At 60.7% G+C, this 21,769-nt stretch carries 21 protein-coding genes; all 21 read right to left on the reverse strand.

The window, feature by feature from the left end:
* Nucleotides 1-192: 192 nt before the first annotated feature.
* Entirely contained in the window at nucleotides 193-2,121 is a 1,929-nt protein-coding gene (locus EKL15_RS13540) for a type VI secretion system Vgr family protein (RefSeq protein ID WP_060439699.1), read from the reverse strand.
* Nucleotides 2,122-2,264: 143 nt separating this feature from the next.
* Complete coding sequence (locus tag EKL15_RS13545) at nucleotides 2,265-3,710, reverse strand: serine/threonine protein kinase (protein ID WP_203089776.1); 1,446 nt, start codon at nucleotides 3,708-3,710, stop codon at nucleotides 2,265-2,267.
* Between the two features lie 49 nt (nucleotides 3,711-3,759).
* The gene (tssH, locus tag EKL15_RS13550; RefSeq protein ID WP_203089792.1) at nucleotides 3,760-6,414 is read right to left on the reverse strand and encodes a type VI secretion system ATPase TssH; all 2,655 of its coding nucleotides are present in this window, start codon (nucleotides 6,412-6,414) and stop codon (nucleotides 3,760-3,762) included.
* 56 nt (nucleotides 6,415-6,470) lie between these two features.
* Entirely contained in the window at nucleotides 6,471-7,541 is a 1,071-nt protein-coding gene (tssG, locus tag EKL15_RS13555; protein ID WP_048234377.1) for a type VI secretion system baseplate subunit TssG, read from the reverse strand.
* Nucleotides 7,538-9,424 carry a type VI secretion system baseplate subunit TssF gene (tssF, locus tag EKL15_RS13560; protein WP_203089802.1) on the reverse strand — a complete coding sequence of 629 codons (1,887 nt, stop codon included), beginning with the start codon at nucleotides 9,422-9,424 and terminating at the stop codon, nucleotides 7,538-7,540. Before tssF ends, tssG begins: the two co-directional genes overlap by 4 nt.
* A 4-nt stretch (nucleotides 9,425-9,428) precedes the next feature.
* A complete protein-coding gene (locus EKL15_RS13565; RefSeq protein ID WP_038876749.1) occupies nucleotides 9,429-10,004 on the reverse strand; it encodes a type VI secretion system baseplate subunit TssE in 576 nt (191 codons plus the stop codon).
* Nucleotides 10,005-10,006: 2 nt separating this feature from the next.
* Nucleotides 10,007-10,828 carry a type VI secretion system accessory protein TagJ gene (locus EKL15_RS13570; protein WP_072271002.1) on the reverse strand — a complete coding sequence of 274 codons (822 nt, stop codon included), beginning with the start codon at nucleotides 10,826-10,828 and terminating at the stop codon, nucleotides 10,007-10,009.
* A 15-nt stretch (nucleotides 10,829-10,843) separates the two neighbouring features.
* On the reverse strand, nucleotides 10,844-11,830 hold the full coding sequence (locus EKL15_RS13575; protein WP_084827629.1) for a type VI secretion system-associated protein: 987 nt from the start codon (nucleotides 11,828-11,830) through the stop codon (nucleotides 10,844-10,846).
* Between the two features lie 28 nt (nucleotides 11,831-11,858).
* A complete protein-coding gene (locus EKL15_RS13580; protein WP_038876757.1) occupies nucleotides 11,859-12,632 on the reverse strand; it encodes a PP2C family serine/threonine-protein phosphatase in 774 nt (257 codons plus the stop codon).
* Nucleotides 12,632-14,368 carry a type VI secretion system-associated FHA domain protein TagH gene (tagH, locus tag EKL15_RS13585; RefSeq protein ID WP_100395629.1) on the reverse strand — a complete coding sequence of 579 codons (1,737 nt, stop codon included), beginning with the start codon at nucleotides 14,366-14,368 and terminating at the stop codon, nucleotides 12,632-12,634. The genes EKL15_RS13580 and tagH overlap by 1 nt, the downstream gene beginning before the upstream one ends.
* 243 nt (nucleotides 14,369-14,611) lie before the next feature.
* Nucleotides 14,612-14,959, reverse strand: coding sequence for a T6SS amidase immunity protein Tai4 family protein (locus tag EKL15_RS13590; protein WP_238423716.1), 348 nt, complete (start codon nucleotides 14,957-14,959; stop codon nucleotides 14,612-14,614).
* 18 nt (nucleotides 14,960-14,977) lie between these two features.
* Nucleotides 14,978-15,490 carry a T6SS amidase immunity protein Tai4 family protein gene (locus tag EKL15_RS13595; RefSeq protein WP_230201186.1) on the reverse strand — a complete coding sequence of 171 codons (513 nt, stop codon included), beginning with the start codon at nucleotides 15,488-15,490 and terminating at the stop codon, nucleotides 14,978-14,980.
* A 105-nt stretch (nucleotides 15,491-15,595) separates the two neighbouring features.
* The gene (locus tag EKL15_RS13600) at nucleotides 15,596-15,955 is read right to left on the reverse strand and encodes a T6SS amidase immunity protein Tai4 family protein (RefSeq protein ID WP_060420730.1); all 360 of its coding nucleotides are present in this window, start codon (nucleotides 15,953-15,955) and stop codon (nucleotides 15,596-15,598) included.
* Nucleotides 15,952-16,437 (reverse strand): type VI secretion system amidase effector protein Tae4, encoded by a 486-nt coding sequence (locus EKL15_RS13605; RefSeq protein WP_072265414.1) that lies wholly within the window; start codon nucleotides 16,435-16,437, stop codon nucleotides 15,952-15,954. The genes EKL15_RS13600 and EKL15_RS13605 overlap by 4 nt, the downstream gene beginning before the upstream one ends.
* Nucleotides 16,438-16,497: 60 nt before the next feature.
* Nucleotides 16,498-16,980 (reverse strand): type VI secretion system tube protein Hcp, encoded by a 483-nt coding sequence (locus tag EKL15_RS13610; RefSeq protein ID WP_038876771.1) that lies wholly within the window; start codon nucleotides 16,978-16,980, stop codon nucleotides 16,498-16,500.
* 195 nt (nucleotides 16,981-17,175) lie between these two features.
* Nucleotides 17,176-17,604, reverse strand: a complete 429-nt coding sequence (locus EKL15_RS13615; protein ID WP_060420904.1) for a T6SS amidase immunity protein Tai4 family protein — start codon at nucleotides 17,602-17,604, stop codon at nucleotides 17,176-17,178.
* 26 nt (nucleotides 17,605-17,630) lie between these two features.
* On the reverse strand, nucleotides 17,631-18,122 hold the full coding sequence (locus EKL15_RS13620; protein WP_060420731.1) for a T6SS effector amidase Tae4 family protein: 492 nt from the start codon (nucleotides 18,120-18,122) through the stop codon (nucleotides 17,631-17,633).
* On the reverse strand, nucleotides 18,119-18,502 hold the full coding sequence (locus EKL15_RS13625; RefSeq protein WP_025303292.1) for a Rap1a/Tai family immunity protein: 384 nt from the start codon (nucleotides 18,500-18,502) through the stop codon (nucleotides 18,119-18,121). Before EKL15_RS13625 ends, EKL15_RS13620 begins: the two co-directional genes overlap by 4 nt.
* 67 nt (nucleotides 18,503-18,569) lie before the next feature.
* On the reverse strand, nucleotides 18,570-20,075 hold the full coding sequence (tssC, locus tag EKL15_RS13630; RefSeq protein WP_019452990.1) for a type VI secretion system contractile sheath large subunit: 1,506 nt from the start codon (nucleotides 20,073-20,075) through the stop codon (nucleotides 18,570-18,572).
* A 3-nt stretch (nucleotides 20,076-20,078) separates the two neighbouring features.
* Nucleotides 20,079-20,615 (reverse strand): type VI secretion system contractile sheath small subunit, encoded by a 537-nt coding sequence (gene tssB / locus EKL15_RS13635; protein ID WP_047730442.1) that lies wholly within the window; start codon nucleotides 20,613-20,615, stop codon nucleotides 20,079-20,081.
* 121 nt (nucleotides 20,616-20,736) lie between these two features.
* A complete protein-coding gene (tssA, locus tag EKL15_RS13640; protein ID WP_060420740.1) occupies nucleotides 20,737-21,768 on the reverse strand; it encodes a type VI secretion system protein TssA in 1,032 nt (343 codons plus the stop codon).
* Nucleotide 21,769 lies beyond the last annotated feature (1 nt).

A 21,769-nucleotide genomic window follows, 5' to 3' on the forward strand; every position in this document is an offset into this window, starting at 1 on the left:
GGGTGATGCGAAGGAAGGCTGAATCGATGAACGGTACAGATTCAGCCCGTTGTTTTGACTCAACGTCGGTGACTTTGCCGCCAGCTCATTCACCTCGTTGCCAAAAGGGGTTACAGCGGCAGCCGGTTTAGCCGGCGCCGCTGCCGCCGCCCGAGAGGCTGCGTTAACCGGCTTTCCCGGCGTACCACTTGGCTACTCTTTAGGGAACAGCTGATCGACGGCGCTCTGGATCGCCGCCTGATGGCCGCCGCCCGGTGCGGCGGTGCGTGCGGCGCCGCCGGGCTGGTTGAGATCCAGCTGGCCGCCGGTATTGATCTCTCCGTCCTCTTTCACCGTGATATTGAAGCTGGTGCCGGTGATGTTGATTTGGCCGTTCGCCAGCAGCTCGATCACGCTTTCGCCACACTCCAGCCGCAGCGATTCGCCGGAGCCGAGGGTAAAGGCGTTAACCACGGCGTCGCTGCGGGTTTTGCCGGTCAGCGCGGAGGCATCGCCTTTGACACCGGTGGCCTGATTGAGCACCACCCGTTTGATCTGGTTGCCGCCCACCAGGTGGGTGTGGTCGTTATCGATGGTGTGGCTCTCATCGTTTTTGACCTGGGTGTCCATGTTGCGTTCCGCCTGGATCCACACCTGTTCGGCGCCGGCCTTGTCTTCGAAGCGCAGGGCGTTGGCGTTGTCGGCGGTGCCGTCCTTGGTGCGGCTCATAAAGCCCATCTGGGTGGCGGCGGCCGGCAGCGCCCACGGCGGCATGCTGGCTTCGTTATAAACGCGCCCGGTGACGATCGGCCGATCGGGATCGCCGTTGATAAAGTCCACCACCACTTCGTCGTTGACGCGCGGGATCTGCACGCCGCCGTAGCCCTGGCCGGCCCAGGCGCTGGAGACGCGCACCCAGCAAGAGCTGCCGTCGTCCTTCGGCCCGAAGCGGTCCCAGTGGAATTTCACCTTGATGCGGCCGTATTTGTCGGTCCAAATCGATTCGCCGGCCGGGCCGACCACCCGTGCGGTCTGCGGCCCGTGGGTTTTCGGCCAGGTGGCCTGCTGCGGCGGGTGCCAGGGCACGTCCGCCGGCAGCACGACGAAGTCGATACGGTGTTCGCTGCTTTGATCGTCGCCGCTGGCATAGCGGTTCTCTTTCAGATGGTAGTTGGCCTGCAGCGTCAGGTACTCGCGGTTGTCGTCGGCGTGCGGGGCGTTATACAGCGTAAAGGTGCTGCCGGGAGCGATGCCCAGCGCGGTGGCGGTGCCCCGGATCTGCTGATGTTCGGCCTGCCAGGCTTCCTGGCGCACGCGGGCGTAGAACTCCCCCTGCTGATGCTCGGTGTAGCGGCCCGGCCAGTCGTAGACGTCAATCTGCCCCGGCGTCGGCGAGACCGGGTTTTGCCGCGCCTGGAACAGCCAGGCGTTCGGCTTGCGGAAATCGTAGTCGTCCAGGCTGTAGATGCCCGGCGTGACGCGATCGGACAACGTCCATTGGCTGATGCCTTCCTCGCTGGTGCTGCCACCGGACGGCGTCAGGTGATAGGGGATCATCTCGTAGCCGGGATAGGGCTGGTGGTGGTGGGGCGCATCCCCGAGCACCAGCGTGTGTTTGCCCATCTCGTGTTTGAAATAGTAATAGATGCCCTCCAGCTCCATCAGGCGGCTGATGAAGTTGAAGCTGCTTTCGTTGTACTGCACGCAGTAGCCCCACAGGCGATAGTCGCCGGTCAGCTGATCTTCCAGCTGCACGTTGTGCTCCGCCAACAGGGTCTTGACGATCTGCGGCACCGTCTGTTCCTGGAAGATGCGGAAGTTGCGGTCCTTGGTCATCGGCCACAGATCCGGCTGCACGTGCAGGCTATACACCGCGTAGCGGGTGCCGCCGATCTCTTCGCTGCTGACGGCGATGGCGGTGATCTTGCCGTTCAGGTAGCGCGGGGCGCTGAGAAAGCCCTGAGTCGGGATCTCCAGCGTCAGCGGTTGGCCGAGCAGCGCTTTGCGATCGAGCCGCGCGTCGGTGCTCAGCAGTTCAATAGAGAAGTCGAAAGGGGTGGAAAGCGCTTCGATGCCGTCCAGTGAGCGGAACAGCAGCTGCTCCTGGCCCAGCGGCGTGTGCGCAATAATGCGATCCAACATGAGAACGTCCTCTGTGATTGACGTCGTGTTCTGCTTACCCCAGCGTTGCAGCGGCCTTGCCGCGCGGCCAATGAGGGTGGGCAGCGGTGCGTCAGTCTCATGAAATAGGTGAAACCCCGCCGCGGCGGGGCTTCAGAACGGAATTAACCGGCGGTGGCCGGATTGACCAGCCAGGTGCCGGCGGTGTCGATACTGAGTTGCTGCCGGCGGAGCCGATCGTTGTGGCGGATCTCCAGCTGATAACGTCCCGGCGCCAGATTCAGGCTGGCGAAGCCGTTTTCGCCCGGCGTTACCTGCTGCGGCTTGCCGTCGAGGCTGACCTGTTCGCCCGGCTGCAGTTTGAAGTACACCAGCGCCACCGGCTGCGGTGGCGGCGCCGCCTTTTCTGGTTCCACCGGCGCAGATGGCGCGGTTTGCGGCGCGCTCGGCTGCTCCGTCAGGGTTTTCTGCGCCGGTGACGCCTCGGTATTTTGCGCTACGGCCTGGGCATCGTCTTTGCCGCCGCTCAGCCAGGCGACGGTGCCGATCACCAGCAGCGCCGCGACGCCGGCGCCGGCCATCATCGGCCGCGAGAATTGGGTGCTGCGCGCGGTAACGGCGCCGGCGGCTGCTGCGGCGGCAGCCGGGTTGGCGGCCACCAGCAGGTTCTCTGGCGCGGCGGCCGGGGTGCTGACGATTTCGTTTTCATCGGCGATCGGCAGCTGCAACAGCTCGGCCATTTCATCGATGGTCTGCGGACGGTCTTCCGGCTTCAGCGCCAGCGCGCGGTCGACGGTGCGTAGCAGTTCCGGCGAGTAACCGACGGGGCGACGCTCGGCCAGCGGCTGGTAGCTGTCTTCGATGCTGCGCACCACGCTGACCGGCGGCGGCGAACCGACGATCAGCGTGTGCAGCACGGCGCCCAGCGCGTAGATATCGGTCCAGGGTCCCTGTTCGCCGTCGCTGTTCTCGGTGTACTGCTCGATCGGTGCGAAGCCCGGCTTCAGCATGATCTCCGTTTCGTCCGACAGGTTGCCGATCTCTTTGCGCGCCGACCCGAAGTCCAGCAGCACCGGCAGCTGGCTCTCCTGAATTTGGATGTTATCCAGCGAGATGTCGCGGTGCAGGTAACCTTCCTGATGGATGGTGTTGATGGCGCTGAACAGCGGCGGCAGCAGCCGACGGATCCACGCCTCGTCGATTTTCTCCGGCTGCTGCGCCTGCAGGTTCTTCAGCGTGGTGCCGCTGTAGAACTGGGTGCCCATGTAGGCGGTGCCGTTCTCTTCCCAGAAGCGCAGCACGTGCAGCAGGCCGGGGTGCGAGAAGCGGGCCAGCAGGCGCGCCTCCTGAATAAAGCTGTTTAACCCGGCCTGGAAGGTTTTGCCGAAGCGCTCGCCGCGCAGCCCGATGCTGAGATCGTCGTTGCGTTTCGCCAGCGAGGTCGGCATGTACTCTTTGATGGCGATGGTGCGTTCCAGTTGGTGATCGTAGGCGCGGTAGACGATGCCGAAGCCGCCTTCGCCGATCGCTTCCTGGATCTCGAATTCGTTGAATCGATAGCCGCTCGGCAGGCTGTTCGAATTCGGTTTGGTTATCCCGGTTCCCGACATAGTGATGACTCTCTGTGTTCAAAGGGCCGCCGTCTCGGCGGCCGCGGCGTTATGCCTGAAATTGACAAATGAATTCGTGGTTCTGCAGCGCGATATGCAGCTGGCGATAGCGCTGGTCGTTGGCGCTGCCGGTCAGCAGGGTGTGGCTGATCTGCGGCAGCAGGGTGTTGGTCAGGATGGCGTCGACCATGCGGCCGCCGGACTCCACCTCGGTGCAGCGGCTGACGATCTGCTCGATGACCGCGTCGTCGAAGGTGCAGACGATGTCGTGATTCTCCGCCAGGCGACGCTGGATGCGCCCCAGCTGCAGGCGCACGATGTTGCCCAGCGTGGCGTCGGTCAGCGGGTAATACGGCACCACCAGCAGGCGGCCGAGCAAGGCGGCCGGGAACACCGACAGCAGCGGCTGGCGCAGCGCGCCGCTCAGCGCTTCCGGCTCCGGCAGCAGCTCCGGATCGCTGCACAGCCCGGCGATCAGCTCGGTGCCGACGTTGGAGGTCAGGATGATGATGGTGTTGCGGAAATCGATATGGCGGCCTTCGCCGTCCTCCATCCAGCCCTTGTCGAACACCTGGAAGAAGATTTCATGCACGTCCGGGTGCGCCTTCTCGATTTCGTCCAACAGCACCACGCTGTATGGGCGGCGGCGCACCGCCTCGGTCAGCACGCCGCCTTCGCCGTAGCCGACATAGCCGGGGGGCGCGCCTTTCAGCGTCGAAACGGTGTGCGACTCCTGGAATTCGCTCATGTTGATGGTGATGACGTTCTGCTCGCCGCCGTACAGGGTTTCCGCCAGCGCCAGCGCGGTTTCGGTCTTGCCGACGCCGGACGGCCCGGCCAGCAGGAACACCCCGACCGGCTTGTTGGGATCGTCCAGCCGCGCCCGCGAAGTGCGCACCCGGCGGGCGATCAGATCCAGCGCATGGCGTTGGCCGATCACGCGCTGGTTCAGGGTGTCGGAGAGTTGCAGCACCGCCTCAATCTCGTTTTTCACCATGCGGCCCAGCGGGATGCCGGTCCAGTCGGCCACTACCGCCGCCACGATGTTGGCGTCGACGGCGGCGAAGATCAGCGGCGCTTCACCCTGCAGCGCGCTCAGCTGCTGCTGCAGTTCGCCCAGCTGGGCGCGCAGCGCGTCGGCGTCAGGGCGCGCCTGTGTCTCTTCTTCAGTAGACTCTTCTTCCTGCCGGTGCAGCTGGGCGCGCCGTGTGATGATCTCTTGGATCAGCGCCAGCTCCTGCTGCCAGCGGTCGGTCAGCTGTTCCAGCTCCTGGCGTAGCGCGGTCAGCTGGGTTTCAATCTCCTGCGGGCGCAGGGGATCGCCGATGCCCACCTTGGCCTCGCGGCGGGCGATATCCCACTCTATCTGCAGCGCATCGATGCGGTGGCGGCAGTCTTCGACCTGGGCAGGCTCGGCGTGTTGGCTGACCGCCACGCGCGCGCAGGCGGTATCCAGCAGCGCCACCGCCTTGTCCGGCAGCTGGCGGGCCGGAATATAGCGATGCGACAGCCGCACCGCGGCGTCTACCGCTTCATCCAGCAGCAGCACGCGGTGGTGTTGCTCCAGTGGGCTGACGGTGCTGCGCAGCATCAGCAGCGCCTTGTCTTCGCTCGGCTCGTGTACCTGCACCACCTGGAAACGGCGGGTGAGCGCCGGATCCTTCTCGATGTATTTCTTGTATTCCGACCAGGTGGTGGCGCCGAGGGTGCGCAGCTGGCCGCGCGCCAGCGCCGGTTTCAGCAGGTTGGCGGCGTCGCCGGTGCCCTGGGCGCCGCCGGCGCCGATCAGGGTGTGAATCTCGTCGATAAACAGGATGATCGGCGTCGGGCTGGACTGCACTTCGTCGATCACCGCCTGCAGCCGTTTTTCAAACTCGCCTTTGACGCCGGCGCCGGCCTGCAGCATGCCGATGTCCAGCAGGCACAGCTTCACGTCGCGCAGCTGCGGCGGCACGTCGCCGGCCACGATGCGCAGTGCCAGGCCTTCCACCACCGCGGTTTTCCCGACGCCGGCCTCGCCGGTCAGCAGCGGGTTGTTCTGGCGGCGGCGCATCAGGATATCGATGATTTGCCGGATCTCTTCGTCGCGGCCGGCCACCGGATCGATCTCGCCGTTGCGCGCTTTGGCGGTCAGGTCCTGGGCATACTGCGCCAGCACGCTTTCACCGCTGCGCGGCGCGCCGGATACGTTCTCGGCGCTGCTTTCCGCCGGCGCATCCTGGGCGTTTTCCGCCGAGTGGGCGGTGATGGCGGCGAACTGTTCCATCAACAGATCGGCGTTGATGCGCTCGAACTGCGGGGAAATGGCCTTCAGCAGATGGCGCAGGCTGTAGGTTTTCAGGATGCCGAGCAGCAGGTGGCCGCCGCGAATGCGCGCCGCGCCGAATTTCAATGAGCCATAGACCCAGGCGCGTTCTACCGCGCTGTCGATGTGCTCGGACAGATCGGAGATGGCGCTGGCGCCGCGCGGCAGGCGGTCGAGCGCCTCGACGATGTCGCGCGCTAGCTGCGCCTCGTCCAGCGCGAAGTGGCGGACGATCTGCTGCAGATCGCCGTCCGGCGATTGCATCAGCTGATGCAGCCAGTGCGCCAGTTCGACGTAGGGGTTACCGCGCAGCTTGCAAAACGCCGTCGCACTTTCCAGAGAGGTGAATAACAGGCTATCCAGTTTGCCAAATAATACCGAGCGGCTGATTTCAGACATGGTTTTCCTCAGGTCTCAGAGTGGCCTGGCGCCGCAGGGCGCCGGCCGAAATAGGGTCAGAACGGATTTTCCAGCGGTTCAGGGCTGAAGATCAGATCGTCGAGATCGCGTTGCCGCCGATCGTCGGCCAGCCAGCTGCTCAGGCCCAATCGCTGCGCGCCGCCGAGCTGGAGGCCGTGCGCCTGTTCCTTCGCCAGGATCAGACGGACTTCCCAGACGAACTCGATGCCCAGGTATTGGCGCACCCAGTCGCGCAGCTGCCGGCACAGGTCGGCGCCGGGCAGGAAGCGGTCATAGTCCCGCTGCGGCATCGGCCCCAGCTCGATGCGGAATTTGTGCTGAATATCGCGCACCGCGATGCCGAGAAAGGCCGACTCGCCGAGCCGCGGCGCACCGCGCCCGGCCTTGAGCCGCGCCTGCTCGCGCGGTTCCACCCGCAGCCAGTGCGGCACGTTTTCGACGATGCGCACCGGCACCTTGAAATACTGCTGCAAAATCTTGCTCAGGCCTTCCGGATCGCGGCTGTGGCGAATCAGATGACCGGCCATAAAATGTTTGGCGTGGGCGTTGATGCTGTCGCGTTCCTGCTGCGCCGGCTGGCCGATGCCTATCAGGCTCGACAGGTATTCGTCGAAGCGCCGGTTGTCCGGGCGATCCAGCGACACCGTCGGCTGCGCGTCGGCCCAGGCGCGGTAAAACAGCAGCGTCAGCCGGTGATGGAACAGATTGGTGAACGCCAGCAGGGTGGTGTCCTGATGGTGGTACACCCGTTCGCGCACGTATTCGGTCAGGTGCAGCGGCAGCGGCCCGTTGGGGCCGAACAGGCCGAAGCTGAAGATCGAGACGTCGTGCAGCGGGCTGTTGGCGCGCGGCGCCACCTGCGCCAGCGTGGAGGGCGCGAACGACAGCGACGGCTCCTGGCCCAGGCGCAGCATCTCGTGACGCGGCAGCGGCGCGCGCCCCAGCAGGTAGGGTTGGCCGCCCTGGGCGTCGATACGGCGCAGCAGCTGAAACAGATCGTGCTTGTAAGGCGCGCTGCGCAGCCGCGGCCAGAAGTCGTCCGGCAGGCGATACAGCGCGTTGATCTGCGGCGGCGCCAGTTCGGTGGCAATCATCTCCGCGCTCATATCAGCGTCCTTTTGCCCATGCGCGCCTGCCAGTGGGCGATTTCGCCGCGCTGCTGGCTGGAGAGCGTCATCTCGGTGAAGGTGTTCATCGCCACCAGGCGCGAGAACAGGCGCTCCAGCACGCTGCCGAGCAGGTAAGGGCTGTTGCCGGAGAACGCCTGCTCATCGACCGTCAGATCGATGGCGATGCCGCGTGCGAACACGATGGGGCCCGGCTCCGGCACTCGCCGATAGACCGGCCGCAGGTTGCAGTGGCGCACGCCCTGGATCTGTTTGGCGATCGCCGGTTCGCTCAGGTTGCCGTACAGCCCCATCAGCTGGCGCAGGCTGGCGGCGCCCTGTTCCGGATCGCCGTCCATCATGCTGAGGTAGTTCAGCTGCAGCTGGCTGATCAGCCGCCAGGTGATCATGCCTTCGGCCAGCGCCGGGCGCGGCGGAGTGGGGCCTTTGCGCAGCGAGACCTGCTTGATCGGGATCGAGTCGGGCATCACGAAGTTGCCCTGATCCTGTTGCAGCAGCATCAACGGCAGGTCGCGGCTGGTGCACAGCACGTCGGCGGTGAGGTATTTCAGATCGCTGTGCCACGGCGATTGCCGCTCGTCCACCAGCGACACGAACACTTCCGAACCGGCATAGCCGGTGCGGGTGCCGTAGCGGCGGGCGTGCTCCGACAGCGTGCGCTGTTCGCGCCGCAGCGAGAAGTAGGCGCCATAGTTGCCGTCGTCCGCGCTCAGGGTGCTGTAAAACGGCCGAAACTCTTGCTCGTAGCGTTTTTCGCTGGCGCTGCCGCCGAGCCGCTGCACCGAGAATACTTCGTAATCCAGCGGCCGGATATTGTCGACCACCAGATGGTATTCGTGGTTTTTTTCGTTGATCGCGATGCGTTCGGCGACCTTCGGAAACAGGTTGATCACCGGCGTGCAGTGCAGCGCCAAATGGGCGGCGTCGACCACCCGTTCCAGCGCGGCGTCGTGCCGATCCAGCAGCACCACGATCTCGAACTGGCGCAGCGCCTTTTTCCCTTCGCGCACGCTTTGCAGCAGCGGGCGCAGGCCGTTGACGCTGAAGAACTGGAAGCGTGCCGGGAAGGCGAAATATTCCTGCAGCAGCCGGTAGCCTTCGAAGTTGCGCAGGTCGTTGGGCAGCAGCGCCTGATCGGCGGCGAAGCCCTCCTGCCGCAACCCGTCCAGCGCCAGCGTGCGCCGCTGTGGCTGCGCCTCCACCGTTTGGCAGACAAGCCCGACGCTGTGCTGCATCAGCAGTTCCAGCAGCTGCTGCGCCTGCATGTCCGGCCCGGCCAGGTAAAACATCAGCTGATCAAGCCGCAGGTTGTTGAGCGTCACGCTTTCGTAGCACTCGAGACGAATGCGCAGCGCGCTGACGCAGCCGCTGTGCTGCAGCCCCAGCGAGGCCAGCGGGATATCGGCCGGAATGCCGCCCAGCTCGACGCCGGCGATGCGCACCGGCTGCAGCGTGACGTCATGGGCGGTGGTATAGCTGCAGGTGATGCCGCTTTTCTTCAGCGTCTGGCTGTCCATCATGGTGCCGCGCGGCACCACGAAGCCGTTGCTGATGTCGCCTTTGCTGCTGTCCGGCTGCAGCTCGGCGATCGCCATCGACGGCGTCGGCGACAGGTAATTGGGGTAGATGATCTCCAGCAAGCGCTGAGAAAAGCGCGGGAACTCGGCGTCCATTTTCAGCTGCACGCGCGAGGTGAGGAAGGCGAAGCCCTCCATCAGGCGCTCGATATAGGGATCCGCCACGTCGATGCCGCGCATGCCGAGACGGCCCGCGACCTTCGGGTACTGTTCGGCGAACTCGGCGCCCATCTCACGCAGATAGGCCAGCTCGCGGTTGTAATAGTCTAACAGTTTACTGTCCATCGCCTTACCCTATGTCTTTCAGATCGAAGTGGCCGTTTTCCAGATCCACGTCGGTACGGAACAGAAACTCCAGCGGATAGGGCACGCACCACAGGCGGCCCTTGATTTCGATCGACAGCACGTTGTGCAGCTCCAGCGAGCCGGTGTCCGAGATGCAGCGCACCTGCAGCCCCTCGGGCAAAATGCGCGGTTCGAAATGGAGAATGGACTCGGTCAGCGCGCGCTGAATGTCGAGCCATTCGATATCCGACATGCGCTTGCCCGCCAGCGAGGCGATGCCGTAATTCAGGGTGGAGCGCCGCACCTGCGGAAAGTCGCCGAGATCCAGATTGGATTCGCTGTTGACGCAGTTGAACAGCCACTGCAGATCGCGCAGCACCCGGCGGCGCAGCTCGCTGTGCGACACCAGGTTGCGCACCTGTGCTTCCTGCTTTTTCTGCGGTTCGTCGTCGGTCAGCATGTCGAGCAGCACCGGCTGCATTTTGTCGCGCGACGTCAGGCGCTCGCTGTCCTGACGATAGCGATAGCCCTGGCGGCGCAGATCGCCGCCGTCGTAGTGGGGTGGGCGCTTATCGTTCATGTTCAGGCGCTCGCGTCGAAGCTCAGCTGCCGCAGGCTGTGCAGCGGGAATTCGTCGCTTTCGCTGAGCCAGGTTTTCAGGCCCAGCCCCGCATAGTGGGTGCCGTCGCCCAGCGGTTGCCATTCGGTGCGTTTGCCGAGCAGCAGCGCGTCGTCGCTGCCTTCGGCCAGCGGATAACGGGCGGGCAGTTGGCACACCTGTTCGCGGCCGTCGGTGAGGCGCACCAGCGCGTGGCTCCACACCAGATCGATGGCGCTCTGCGGCGCCTGGAACTGGATCGCGGCGATGTCGGCAAACGGCAGCCAGTAGTAAACGCCGTTCAGCGCCAGCTCGCACACCGGCCCGAGGCGGCCGTCACCGTCGGTCAGCCAGTCGAAACTCAGCTGCCGTTCTTGGTCGCCTTCGGCCAGCGTTAACCGCCCGGCGCCGGCCGGGGCGGCCTCCAGCGCTTCGTCACGCAGCGCCTGGGCCTGTTCGGCTGCGCCTTGCGCATCCTGATGCAGCGCCTGCACCATCAGTTTCAGCCAGGGCTGATCCTGCCGCAGCAGCGCCGGCGCGGCCGTGCCGGCGAACACCGCCTGGCGTTGCAGCTCGGCGTTGACCGACTGCATCAGCAGCAGCGTGGTCGGTTGGGCGATCGGTTTCAGCGCCTGCCAGGATTTCAGCTGCGCGTTGGCGCGCGTCCAGTTGCCGCTCAGGCACAGCAGTTGCACCAGCGCGGCGCGCAGGTCGGCATCCGCCGGTTTTCCCTTGATCTCGTTTTCGACGGCGGTGATGGCCGCGCCGATCGACTGGCCTTGCAACATGCTTGCTAATGATTTCACAGGCTTTCCTTATGATCAGTGAGTGGCGCCGTTAACCGACAGGTAGCTGCCGCTGGCGGGATCGACCCGGTCTGCGGCCAGCTTTTCCACCAGCTTGAAGGTCAGCGGAGCGGGGGCGCTCAGCAGCGGTTGCCAGGCGGTTTGCGCCTGCTGCAGGCGCTGTTTGACCTTGTTCTCGTCGGCGGCATCGACGCGCGGCATTTCAACGATCGCTTCGCCGTTGAACGCCCAGGCGTGCAGCTTCGGTTCGAAGCTCAGCAGCAGGAAGCTGCCCGGCGCCTGCGGGTTACCGCCCAGAACCAGCCGTTGGGCGTTGGCGCTGACGACGGTCAGCGGGCGATCGCCGCCGTTAATCTGCGCCAGCGGATAGCCCTGCAGGAACCACAACGTCGGCGAGAGGGTTTGGCCGCCCTGTTGCAGCGTGACTGCGCCGCTGCCCTGCAGCCAGCCGTCCTCGCCGCAGCGCAGCGCGTCGCCGGCGGGAATGAACAGCGCGCCGCCGTTGGCGTCGTCATGCCAGAAGGTGCGGAAGTGGCAGCCCTGCGGCAGGTTGAAACGCTGAGGCGGCGCGGTGTCCGCCTGCGGAGAGGTCACGGCTACCGCCGCAGGGATCGCCGGCTGCGGCGGGGTTTCCGGCTGCTCGACGGCCTCCTGTTTGACCACCGGTTTCCAGCCGCGCGCTTTGGCGGCTTCGCCGCTGGCCAGCTTTTCACCGCGCTTGTCGGTCAGCGTCCAGGGCAGGTGGCCGGCTTTCGGGCACTGTTTTTCCAACAGATTGCCGACGCGCGGCAGAAAGTCGTTCAGCACCGCCGGGTCTTGGCTTTGCGCCGAGACGATGCGCAGCGGGATGCTCTTGCCGCACCAGCTTTCGGGATTGCTGTTTTTGACGTCATCGATAAACACTTCCAGCTTCTGGCTGGGGGAGTAAACCAGGCGATAGTTCATCGCCTGCGCGGTCGGTACCGCCATCAGGGCGACGAGCCCCGGCATCCAATATTTCATAGTGAACCTTGCTGTGAATGTGCGCTGCTCAGTCGCGGCTCAGAAACCGTTCCGCATCCGCCAGCGAATGCAGCAGGGTGGTTTCCTGCGGTGAGCCAATCCAGACGGCGATAGCGCTGTAGTTATCGCTGTTATTGTTTTTCTTCCATGCCTGCTGCATCAGGGCGATCCACTCGCTGGGGGAGTTGACCATGTGCAGCGACTGTTCCAGTTCGGCCTGGCTGAAGCTGTGCCAGAAGCCGTCGGTGCACAGCAGGAAAACGTCGCCGTCTTCCAGCTGCAGCACGTCGCTGTAGGTGGCGTCGCGCTCTTCGTTCAGCCCCAGCGCGAAATACAGCAGGTTGCTGTTGATGCCGTTGGTCTGATAGCCGGCGTCCTGCATCTGCTGGATCAGGCTGTGGTCGGTGGTGACGGCATGCAGGTAGCCGCGGCGGAACAGGTACAGGCGGCTGTCGCCGGCGTGCGCCCAGTAGGCCAGCTGGTAATCACGATCGATAAACAGGCTGACCAGCGTGGTGCCCATCTTGCTGTATTCGTCCGACTGTCGCTGCTGCTGGTGGATGGCGGCGTTGGCGCGCGTAATGTGCTGGCGAATGCTTTGGGCGTTCAGGTGCTTTTCGCCGTCGAAGTTATGCAAAATGGTGTCGCGCGCCAGTTTGGCGGCGATATCGCCGCCCGGAAAGCCGGCGATGCCGTCGCACACCACGAAGCAGGCGGCGCGGTTGCCGAGCACCTCGCCGGTCTGATCCTGGTTGGAGGCGCGGCCGCCCTGGTTGGAGGTAGAGGCTATGGTGATATTCATTACGCGTCCGGTTTGGTCTGTGAGTCTTTGTATTGATTCACTTCAACGTCATAGGCGTGCAGGAAGGCTTCGCCGAACAGGGTGTGGAAATCGTCCTCGATTTCGCCGGAGGTTTGCTGATAGTTCTTCACGAAGTAGTCCCACAGCGCAGCCTTGCGGTTAGCGGGCAGCGACAGACGCGGCGCCACGCCTTCCTTGCGCGCTTCCTCTTCGAGGCGCTCCGGGTTGAACGACTGCAGCATGGCGGCGATGATGGCGCGGATGCCGGCGATCATCCCCAGTTGGTGCGCCTGCAGGTCGATCAGCGCATCGCGCACCGCCTGCTCCGGAGGCATAAAGCCCGGCATCTGGCTGCCGAACATCTGCATCAGCACCGTTTTGCCCGAAGGCAGCAGCTTGAACGGGTTGTTGGCCTCGTCGAGGATCATGGTCATCTCGGCCTTCACGCCGCGCTTGAGGATCGAGCGGGATGAAAGCAGGGCGACGGTGCCCTGCGAGAACAGGCTCAGCAGGCGGCCGGCCTGGCGGATCTGCCGTTCGTCGAAGTGCGGCTGCGGCTGCAGATCGTCGAGGCCGATGCCTTGCAACAGCGCCGTCAGCAGCGGCCCCTCTAAGGTGTCGCCATTCGGCGCGGCGGCGTGCTGCCGTTGAGCGGACTGGTAGGCGACCGGATCGATGCCAAGGCGGTTGCCCTGGCGCGGGCGCGGCGGTTGCGCAGGCGGTTCCTGCTGGTTGAACTGCGGCACGGGTTGGGGCTGTGGCTCAGGCGTCTGCACGGGTGGCGGCGTCGGCTCTGGGCGTGGCGCTTGCGGTTGTGCGGCGATCGGAGGCGAAGACGGCGGCGCGGGCGGCTGTACCGGCTCGTCCGGCTGAGCCAGCGGCACGGCGCCGCCCATCAGCAGCCCCAGCGGATCGTTGCTGTTTAGCGTCTCGGGCGACGCGGGAGCGGATGAACCGCCGAACAGCGCCAGCGGATCCAGCTCTTGCTCCGGTTGCTGCGCATTCTGAGCCGGGGTTGCCGGCCGCGCTGGCGCAGCCTGCTCCGCCAGCAGCGCGCTGGGGGTGGTATCGGCCAGGATGTGTTCGCGCTCAAAGGTGGTGTCGGTGTTGAACAGCGCCGCCGGATCGGTTTGCTGCTGCTGCAGCTGGCGCAGATCGACATCGCCCGCCAGCTGTGCCAGCGGATCGGCCGGGTTCAGCTCGCGAGCGGGGGTATCCAGCAGCGGGTGGTTGCCAGGATTGGCGACCGGCGGCGGCGTGACGGCGGCCGGCGCATTCGGGGTAAATTCTTCCACCAGGCTGTCCCAGATTTCGTTGGGGATGGGCGCGGCGGATTTTTCTTTGGCGGCGGCTGTTGGGGCCGCAGCAGCGGCAACGGCGGCGGCCTTGGCCATCGGTTGAGCCTGTGGCGCGGCGTGCTGGTGCAGCGCGCTGACTTCAATCTGGTAATCGTCGATGCCGAGCACGTCGCCGTCCTGCAGTTCAACCTGGCGGCCACGTTCCAGCGGAATGTCGTTCAGCAGCACGCGGGTAACGTTGCCGCGGTTGGTGATGCGGCATTCGCCGTCAGCGGAAATATGCACGATCGCCTGCAGGCGGGAAATGGCGCGCTCTTCGTCCGGCAGCACCAGGTTGTTGTCCACGCTGCGGCCGATGGTGCCGCCCGGCGGCAGAAAATCGCAACTGCTCTGCGGCGGAACCTGGCCGCTTTTATTTTTTACAATGGAAAATCGCATAAGGCATTCCTGCTGATTAGGAGGTAGTGCAATAATTAATGATTCGATCTTTGGCTTGCCAAAATTGGCGGATATTTTGGCAAGCCGTTAAGTTGTTTCTTAACTCGTTCACTAAGGCTTGTTGTAGTCTTAATTTTACGAAATGCTTTTGTTATTAATTGAAAGAATTATGGAATAAGAAGGTGAAATGAAATTCCGTTGAACATCTCAAGGGTAACGGCTCTCTCATAACTAATTCTGATATCAGTTGTCGTCTTTCCCTTGGTACTTCTTGATGATGGCTTGCAACGCTTGGCTATGTACAAGATCGATGCACTTTGCCATCGTCATCGGCTCCCCAGACATGCTGTCATAGTGCTTTGCCAGAAATTCTTTTGCCAGCGCCCTGACAGCGGTATGCGCTTCCAGAGAATAATCGCCGAACTCCATGTAACCCCTGGCGGTGGCGGCGGCATCGTTTTTGACTTCTTTTGCTGAGTACCCCTCGGCGATACAAACGCTAAGCGCGTAGTTTTTGAGGTATTCGGCAGGGGAGTAGTCAATTTTTGTTGCTGCATTAGAGTTCAACGTTACGGCTATGGCCACAGCCAGTAAGATTCTTTTCACTGGTTATTTCCGAGACGGTTTTTCATTCACTCTAACCGGATTGTCTTTCACCCAATTATCATTAGGGCTCTGTACATAGTCTTTCGCGAGTTTGTCAAGATCTTCACTATGGTACATATCCATGCACTTCATTAAGTCTAAGCGGCTTTTTCCGTCCTTAGCATTGTAATTCTTTTGCAAGTACTGCTTTGTCAGTGCAATTATAGGGGATTCTTCATCACGAATTGCATAGTATGACCAAGCATCGATTCCATTCGATGAGGCAATTGCATCTTTGCTGGCTTCTGGTGATGTCTTATAAGCGACGGAAATGCAGTAGGTTAGAGCAATATCCTTGTAGTTTTGCAAATAGCTTCTGTATGCCGCTTGCGGCGGCCACTTTTCAATCGACTCTTCTTGATTTTTCTGCGCTATAGCGCAAGTGGCATATAGACAAAAAAAGGAGATAAGGATTCTTTTCATCTCAACACTCCAAAATCCGTATGGTTTGTGCAGAGTAATAGATAACCAGCGCATGAGTATCTCAATGCTTGATGGCTAATACCCAGTGAAAATAATTAATAAAACTCTAATTTGCTTAAGTTGATGATTTTATAAAATTGCAACCTACAATATTAATTATTAATTAGAGTAACGTTTGAAGATGGCTTTAGCCTCACTGGAACTCTGAAGCGAAAGGCAATCTAAAGTATGATAACTTCCTTTAACTGAGCCTTGACTATTTTTATTTGCGTACTGTTCAGCCAGTTTTTCGCCTTGTTCGAATGCATCCATGGGGAGTTTACTGAATTCTAAATAGGCGGAAGCGGAACGGAAAGCATCTTGCTTGGTTTTTTCTGAGTCAGTAGACTTCCCAATACAGCGGCTAACCAGCCAATTTTCATAAATTTCGCTTTGAGGTAAGTTTTCTATTTTTATATCTTCCGCAAGCAGCATAGGGGAAACGAGAAGAAGAGCAAGGGCTATGTGGGTAGTCTTCATTTTAATATCCAAAGTGATGCGACTTCAGGAACAAAAGATCCATTCTCAGGATCCCCCATGAAATGACAAGAGTCAGAGCAAATGTCACCGTTCCATAATGTGACATGTCCTCTGGCATTTCGCCAGCCATTTCCTTGTATAACCATTATCCCTTTTTTACCTGAAAATTTAACTGGTGTAGGGGATTTCACCGTGATATCAGGCTTGCCGAAGTTCTTTTCTAAAAAGAGAATCATATCGTTAACACGATAAAGATACCATTTTTTATCCTTACCAGACACAGTCGCATAACCGGAGTTAGAGGGAATTGGTATGCCTGTATAGTTGAGTACATAACTCATTCGAATAGGACAAGCATTTTCAAAAATACCGTTCTCAATATTGCTTTCTACTTTTCCACCAATCAATGCACCCACTTTTTTTACATTGATATTGACTTCAGAAAAACGAATCCATGCGGGCCCAAATAGAGGTTTTTTCATCCTGACTCTCCATTGTATCCATGTTATGAACCCCCGGCCGTAACCGGGGGGGCATGCAGATTAAGCTTCGCGGTTTTCTTTGATGTTCCAACCTGCGCTGCTTTCGGCGCCTTTGCCGCCTTTGTCGCTCTGCTCCCAGTATTGCTGTTTCACTTTCGCCGCCTGGAAGGAGTAGGTGACGCCCACGGTATCTTCGCCGCCTGCACCGGTGTACTGTACGGCGGTGACCAGCACGTCTTCCAGGGTGATTTTTGCGTATTCAACCTGGCTACCACCCGCCTTACAAACCGACAGCTCAATCTTGGTCAGGTGTTTGCCGCTTGAGCAGTGTTTCAGCAAGGCCGGGGTTGACTTGTCGATCAGCGCGTTGACGTGCAGATCGTTGAAGCACACTTTGCCGGCGCCACCGCCGCCGCCAACGCCCATATTGCCCGGTTGAGAAGCGCCCCAGGAGAAAGAAGTAATGTCGGTCCAGCCTTTGTGATTCGAATCTTTGGATTCGCCGCTGGCACCTTCAACTTTCAGGAACATATCAATAGCCATAGTTTCTTCACTCTTTATTAAGGGTTAACAGTAGTATTAACGTTACGTTGAAAAACTCAGGTAATAGCAGCAGGAATTGCAAGTGTGGTAATGCATTACCAATTTATATCCTTGTGCCATGCACCTTCTTAAATACCGAAAACTATCGGTACGGGTTACCGAGCCACTATTAAGTGCTAATGGCTCAATGCTTAATTATTTCGCGTTATCTTGATTCCACGTGCGATCTGGATTGCCTGCAATGAGCTGTCGGGAAAGCTTGTCCAATTCAGAACTATGGTACAACCGCAGACAGTTCAAGGTGACGCCTTGACTCCTGTCTTTAGTTTCACTGTGAAACTCATTGATTCTGGATTTATATTTTCCGATGAGAACATTGATTTTCTCATCACCTGATTCGATGTCGAATGGCATCCATTCTCTCATCGCATTCGCCGTTCTGGCTGCATCAAGAGAGAATGCCTTATCCGAATCGGAGACCTGTGCCAGGCAGCGAGACAATGCCAGTTCTTTTACGACCTGGTGATAAGGCAGCTGTTTGATAAATGCCACAGGATCCTGATTTGGCGCTGCTTGCAACCTTAATGAGGCGATAAGCAAGCATGCAGTTAAACCAAATCTCATGCTTTTACTGGTCAGCCGATGGAACACTAGCTTAATTCCCAAAACCAGACTTCTTTGCAGTTAAAATAGCAATGGGAATGGCAGGTCAATAGCGAGTTTTCTGGTTCGATAAGATCAATGTGTCCGCCATCATAGTTGGTTATTTTATTGAAGAACACGACGCCTTTTTTATTGCCGATACCCTTCTCTGCATCTGGAGCATTAAAGAAAATGTTGGCTTTGCCAAAACTACTGGAGCGATGCAACTGATCGGCCAGCAGTTTGGCTCCAGGCTCAATCGTTTTACCCTTATAGGTGCCTTTTTTGATTGGCAGACGGCCTTTGAAGCTGATGCCGGCTTTCAACAGCGCCAGGCTCATGCGGACGGCACAGGTATTGGCATAACCAGGGTTTTGCTTTAGAAGCGTATCAAGCTCATAACCAATCTCGGCGTAAACGGCTTCTGCTGCCAAATATCCCGGGCTAGAGTAATCAGAGGAGTAATGGCTGCTTTTTAGCTGACGATATAAAGGTTTCATGCTTTGCCTCCTTTGCAGGGGAAGCGAGTCGCCAGAGCCTCTTCAATCAGGGGGGCAGCCCTTTCGTGCAGGCGCGCAGCGGGAAGTTTATTAAAGAATTCGAACACAAACTCCTGCAGAGTGACGGTTTGTAGCTGGCTGTATTGGCACCAGCTTTTTCCTTCCGTCGCGTCCAGCACGCCCAGCAAATAAATCCGCGCTTTCTCTTTTTCCTGTTTATCTGCACTGCGATAGAAACGGAAAAAGTCGCTGCCTGGCAGATTGACATCATCGGACGTCAAGTGCGCTATCGATGTCTGCTCTGCGAAAGCTGGCGGCGCGGCGGAGAGCGAGCAGACGACAGCCAACAGCGATGCCAGATAAAACCGTTTTGTCTTCATCTTTCTTTCCCTGTGATGAGGTTGATGTATCAGCCAGGCCGCACTCTCGCGGCCTGACTTCAGTCCATCAGGACGCGTCGTTTTGCTTCAGCGAAGGCAGCTTCGACACCAGGCGCAGGGAGACGGTCAGGCCTTCCAGCTGGTAGTGCGGGCGCAGGAAGAACTTGGCGCTGTAATAGCCCGGGTTGTCTTCGATCTCTTCCACCTGCACTTCCGCCGCAGCCAGCGGTTTGCGCGACTTGGTTTCCTGCGAGGAGTTGGCCGGATCGCCGTCCACGTAGTTCATGATCCAGTCGTTCAGCCAGCGTTCCATGTCATCGCGCTCGCGGAAGGAGCCAATTTTGTCGCGCACGATGCACTTCAGGTAGTGCGCGAAGCGGCAGCAGGCGAACAGGTACGGCAGGCGCGCGGAAAGCTGGGCGTTGGCGGAGGCGTCGGCATCGTAGTATTCCGCCGGCTTCTGCAGCGACTGCGCGCCGATAAAGGCGGCGAAGTCGGAGTTTTTGCGGTGCACCAGCGGCATAAAGCCGTTTTTGGCCAGCTCGGCTTCGCGGCGATCGCTGATGGCGATCTCGGTCGGGCACTTCATGTCCACGCCGCCGTCGTCGCTCGGGAAGGTGTGGCACGGCAGGTTTTCCACCGCGCCGCCGGATTCCACCCCGCGAATGGCGGTGCACCAGCCGAACTCTTTGAACGAACGGTTGATGTTGGCGGCCATGGCGTAGGCGGCGTTGGTCCAGGTGTAATTGCCGTGGGTCGCGCCGTCGGTTTCTTCTTCAAAGTCAAACTCGTCCACCGGGTTGGTGCGGATGCCGTAGGGCAGGCGCGCCAGGAAACGCGGCATCACCAGGCCCAGGTAGCGCGCGTCTTCCGACTCGCGCAGGCTGCGCCAGGCGGCGTACTCGGTGTTCTGGAAAATCTTGGTCAGATCGCGCGGGTTGGACAGCTCCTGCCAGGACTCCATCTGCATCACGCTCGGCGCGGTGCCGGCGATGAACGGGCAATGCGAGGCGGCACCGATCTTGGCCATTTCGCCCAGCAGCTCCACGTCCTGCGGGCTGTGATCGAAGTAGTAGTCGCCCACCAGGCAGCCGAACGGCTCGCCGCCGAACTGGCCATACTCTTCTTCGTAGACTTTCTTGAAGATCGGGCTCTGGTCCCAGCCCACGCCTTTATAGCGCTTCAGCGTGCGGCCCAGCTCCTGTTTGGAAATGCTCATAAAGCGGATCTTCAGCATCTCGTCGGTTTCGGAGTTGTTGACCAGATAATGCAGGCCGTGCCAGGCGCCTTCCAGCTTCTGGAAGTCGTCGTGGTGAATGATCTGGTTGATCTGCTGCGACAGCTTTTCGTCGATTTCCGCGATCAGCGCCTGGATGGTGCGGTAGGCGTCGGAAGAAACGGTGACGGTGTTTTCCAGCGCCTGTTGCGCCAGGGTTTTCACCGCGTTCTCGACCGCTTCTTTGGCCTGATCGGTCTTCGGCCGGAACTCTTTGTTCAGCAGCGCGCTGAATTCATCGCTGGAAAAAGTCTCGGTGGTCTGCAACGCATTTTGTTGCTGAGGCGAGTTGCTCATCGATTAATCCTCACGCTCGTTGTTGTCGTCGTTAACCGCCGGCTTCGGCGCGTCGGTCAGGGATTGCAGCAGCGCCGGGTTTTGCAGGATCTTGGAGATCAGCTCTTCGGCGCCGTTCTTACCGTCCATATAAGACAGCAGGTTGGAAAGCTGGGTGCGGGCGTCCAGCAGATTGCCCAGCGAGTCGACCTTGCGGGCGATAGCGGCAGGGGAGAAGTCTTCCATGCTTTCGAAGGTCAGATCGATGTTCAGCTTGCCTTCGCCGGTCAGGGTGTTATCGACCTGATAAGCGACGCGCGGCTTCAGCGATTTCATGCGCTCGTCGAAGTTGTCGACGTCGATCTCCATGAACTTGCGTTCTTCCACGCTGGCTTGCGGATCGACCGCTTTCCCCACCAGATCCGCCATCACGCCCATCACGAACGGCAGCTGGATTTTGCGCTCTGCGCCATAAATTTCGACATCGTATTCAATCTGTACGCGCGGCGCGCGGTTGCGGGCGATAAATTTCTGCCCGCTGCGGGATTTCGAGTTTGACATGATTTACTCCATCTAATGGCGATTGGGAACGCGCCTCGTCCGGCTGGGAGAGTCAGGTTCTGATTCGGGTCTGCGCCGGGGCAGACGGTATCGGATGCGTCAAGAGAACAAAGGTCGGCGGCTAGCTGTTCTCCTCGTGGTCGGGGCGACCGAGAATGGTCTCCAGTTGGTTAAGCCCATCGGGCGCCAAATCGCGGACGATTTGCATAAAGTCCAACGTAATCAGCCGCTGGACCCGATCGATCATCAGCGGCGCCGGGTGGCTCGGCTCATGAAGACGAAAATAGTTTTTCACCTTGTCCAGCATCAGCTGGGCGTCGTCGCGCGACTGGATCTGCGCGCTGCGCCAGTTCAGCGGTGCCGTGGCGTTTTGCATCGCAGCCGGTTGTTGCTGGGCGGCGGTTTCCGGCGGGGCGTCGGGTTCGGCGGCGGCCGGGGCATCGCTCTGGCCGGCGAGCGCCACCAGAGAAAATACCTTGGTCAGCGCGCCCATTTCCGGCAGGGCGCTTTCCCCCAGATGGCGGGTCACTTCACTGCGGATGGCGCCCAGGGTGTGGGCGATGTGCGTCACCAGTGCGCCTTCGGGGCGGCCCTGCTGCGCCAGCTCATCCTGCAACCGTGCGCGGCCGCCGGGAAAGTTGGGGCACTCTTGCTTGCTGCCGTCGAGCAGGGCGCCGGCATCGCGCAGCGAGATTTCACCGGCAGCGCTTTTCAGCAGCGGCGCGGTGCGCACGCTGGCGGCCAGCGCGGCTTTGTCGCCGAGGTCGGCCAACGCATTGATGCGAAACAGCGGGTCGGCTTCGCCGTCGAACTCCAATGCCGGTTGCAGAGCATCCCAGTAACGGAGTATCGACTGGTGGATCAGCGTCAGCCCGTCGGCGTAGCCCGGCAACCCGCGCAGCTGGGTCCAGGCGCGGGTGAGATACAGCATGACGCGCAGGTCTTTGGTGCGCGCCAGCAGCGAGGTCGCGAGGCGTTCGACCTGCACCCAATCCGGCGCTTCTTCCGGAATGATGGTGCTGCCGAACTGCTGTTCGGCCTTGCCGGTGGCGGCGCGCGCCATTGCCAGAAAGTCGGCGTCGTATTCCAGGTTGTCGCCGCAGGGATTGTCCGCGTCAACCGGGGCCAGCAGGGTATCGGTGTCGATAGCCATA

The sequence above is a fragment of the Serratia sp. 4542 genome (assembly GCF_016805595.1).
In the GTDB taxonomy this organism is placed as follows: Bacteria; Pseudomonadota; Gammaproteobacteria; order Enterobacterales; family Enterobacteriaceae; genus Serratia; species Serratia nevei.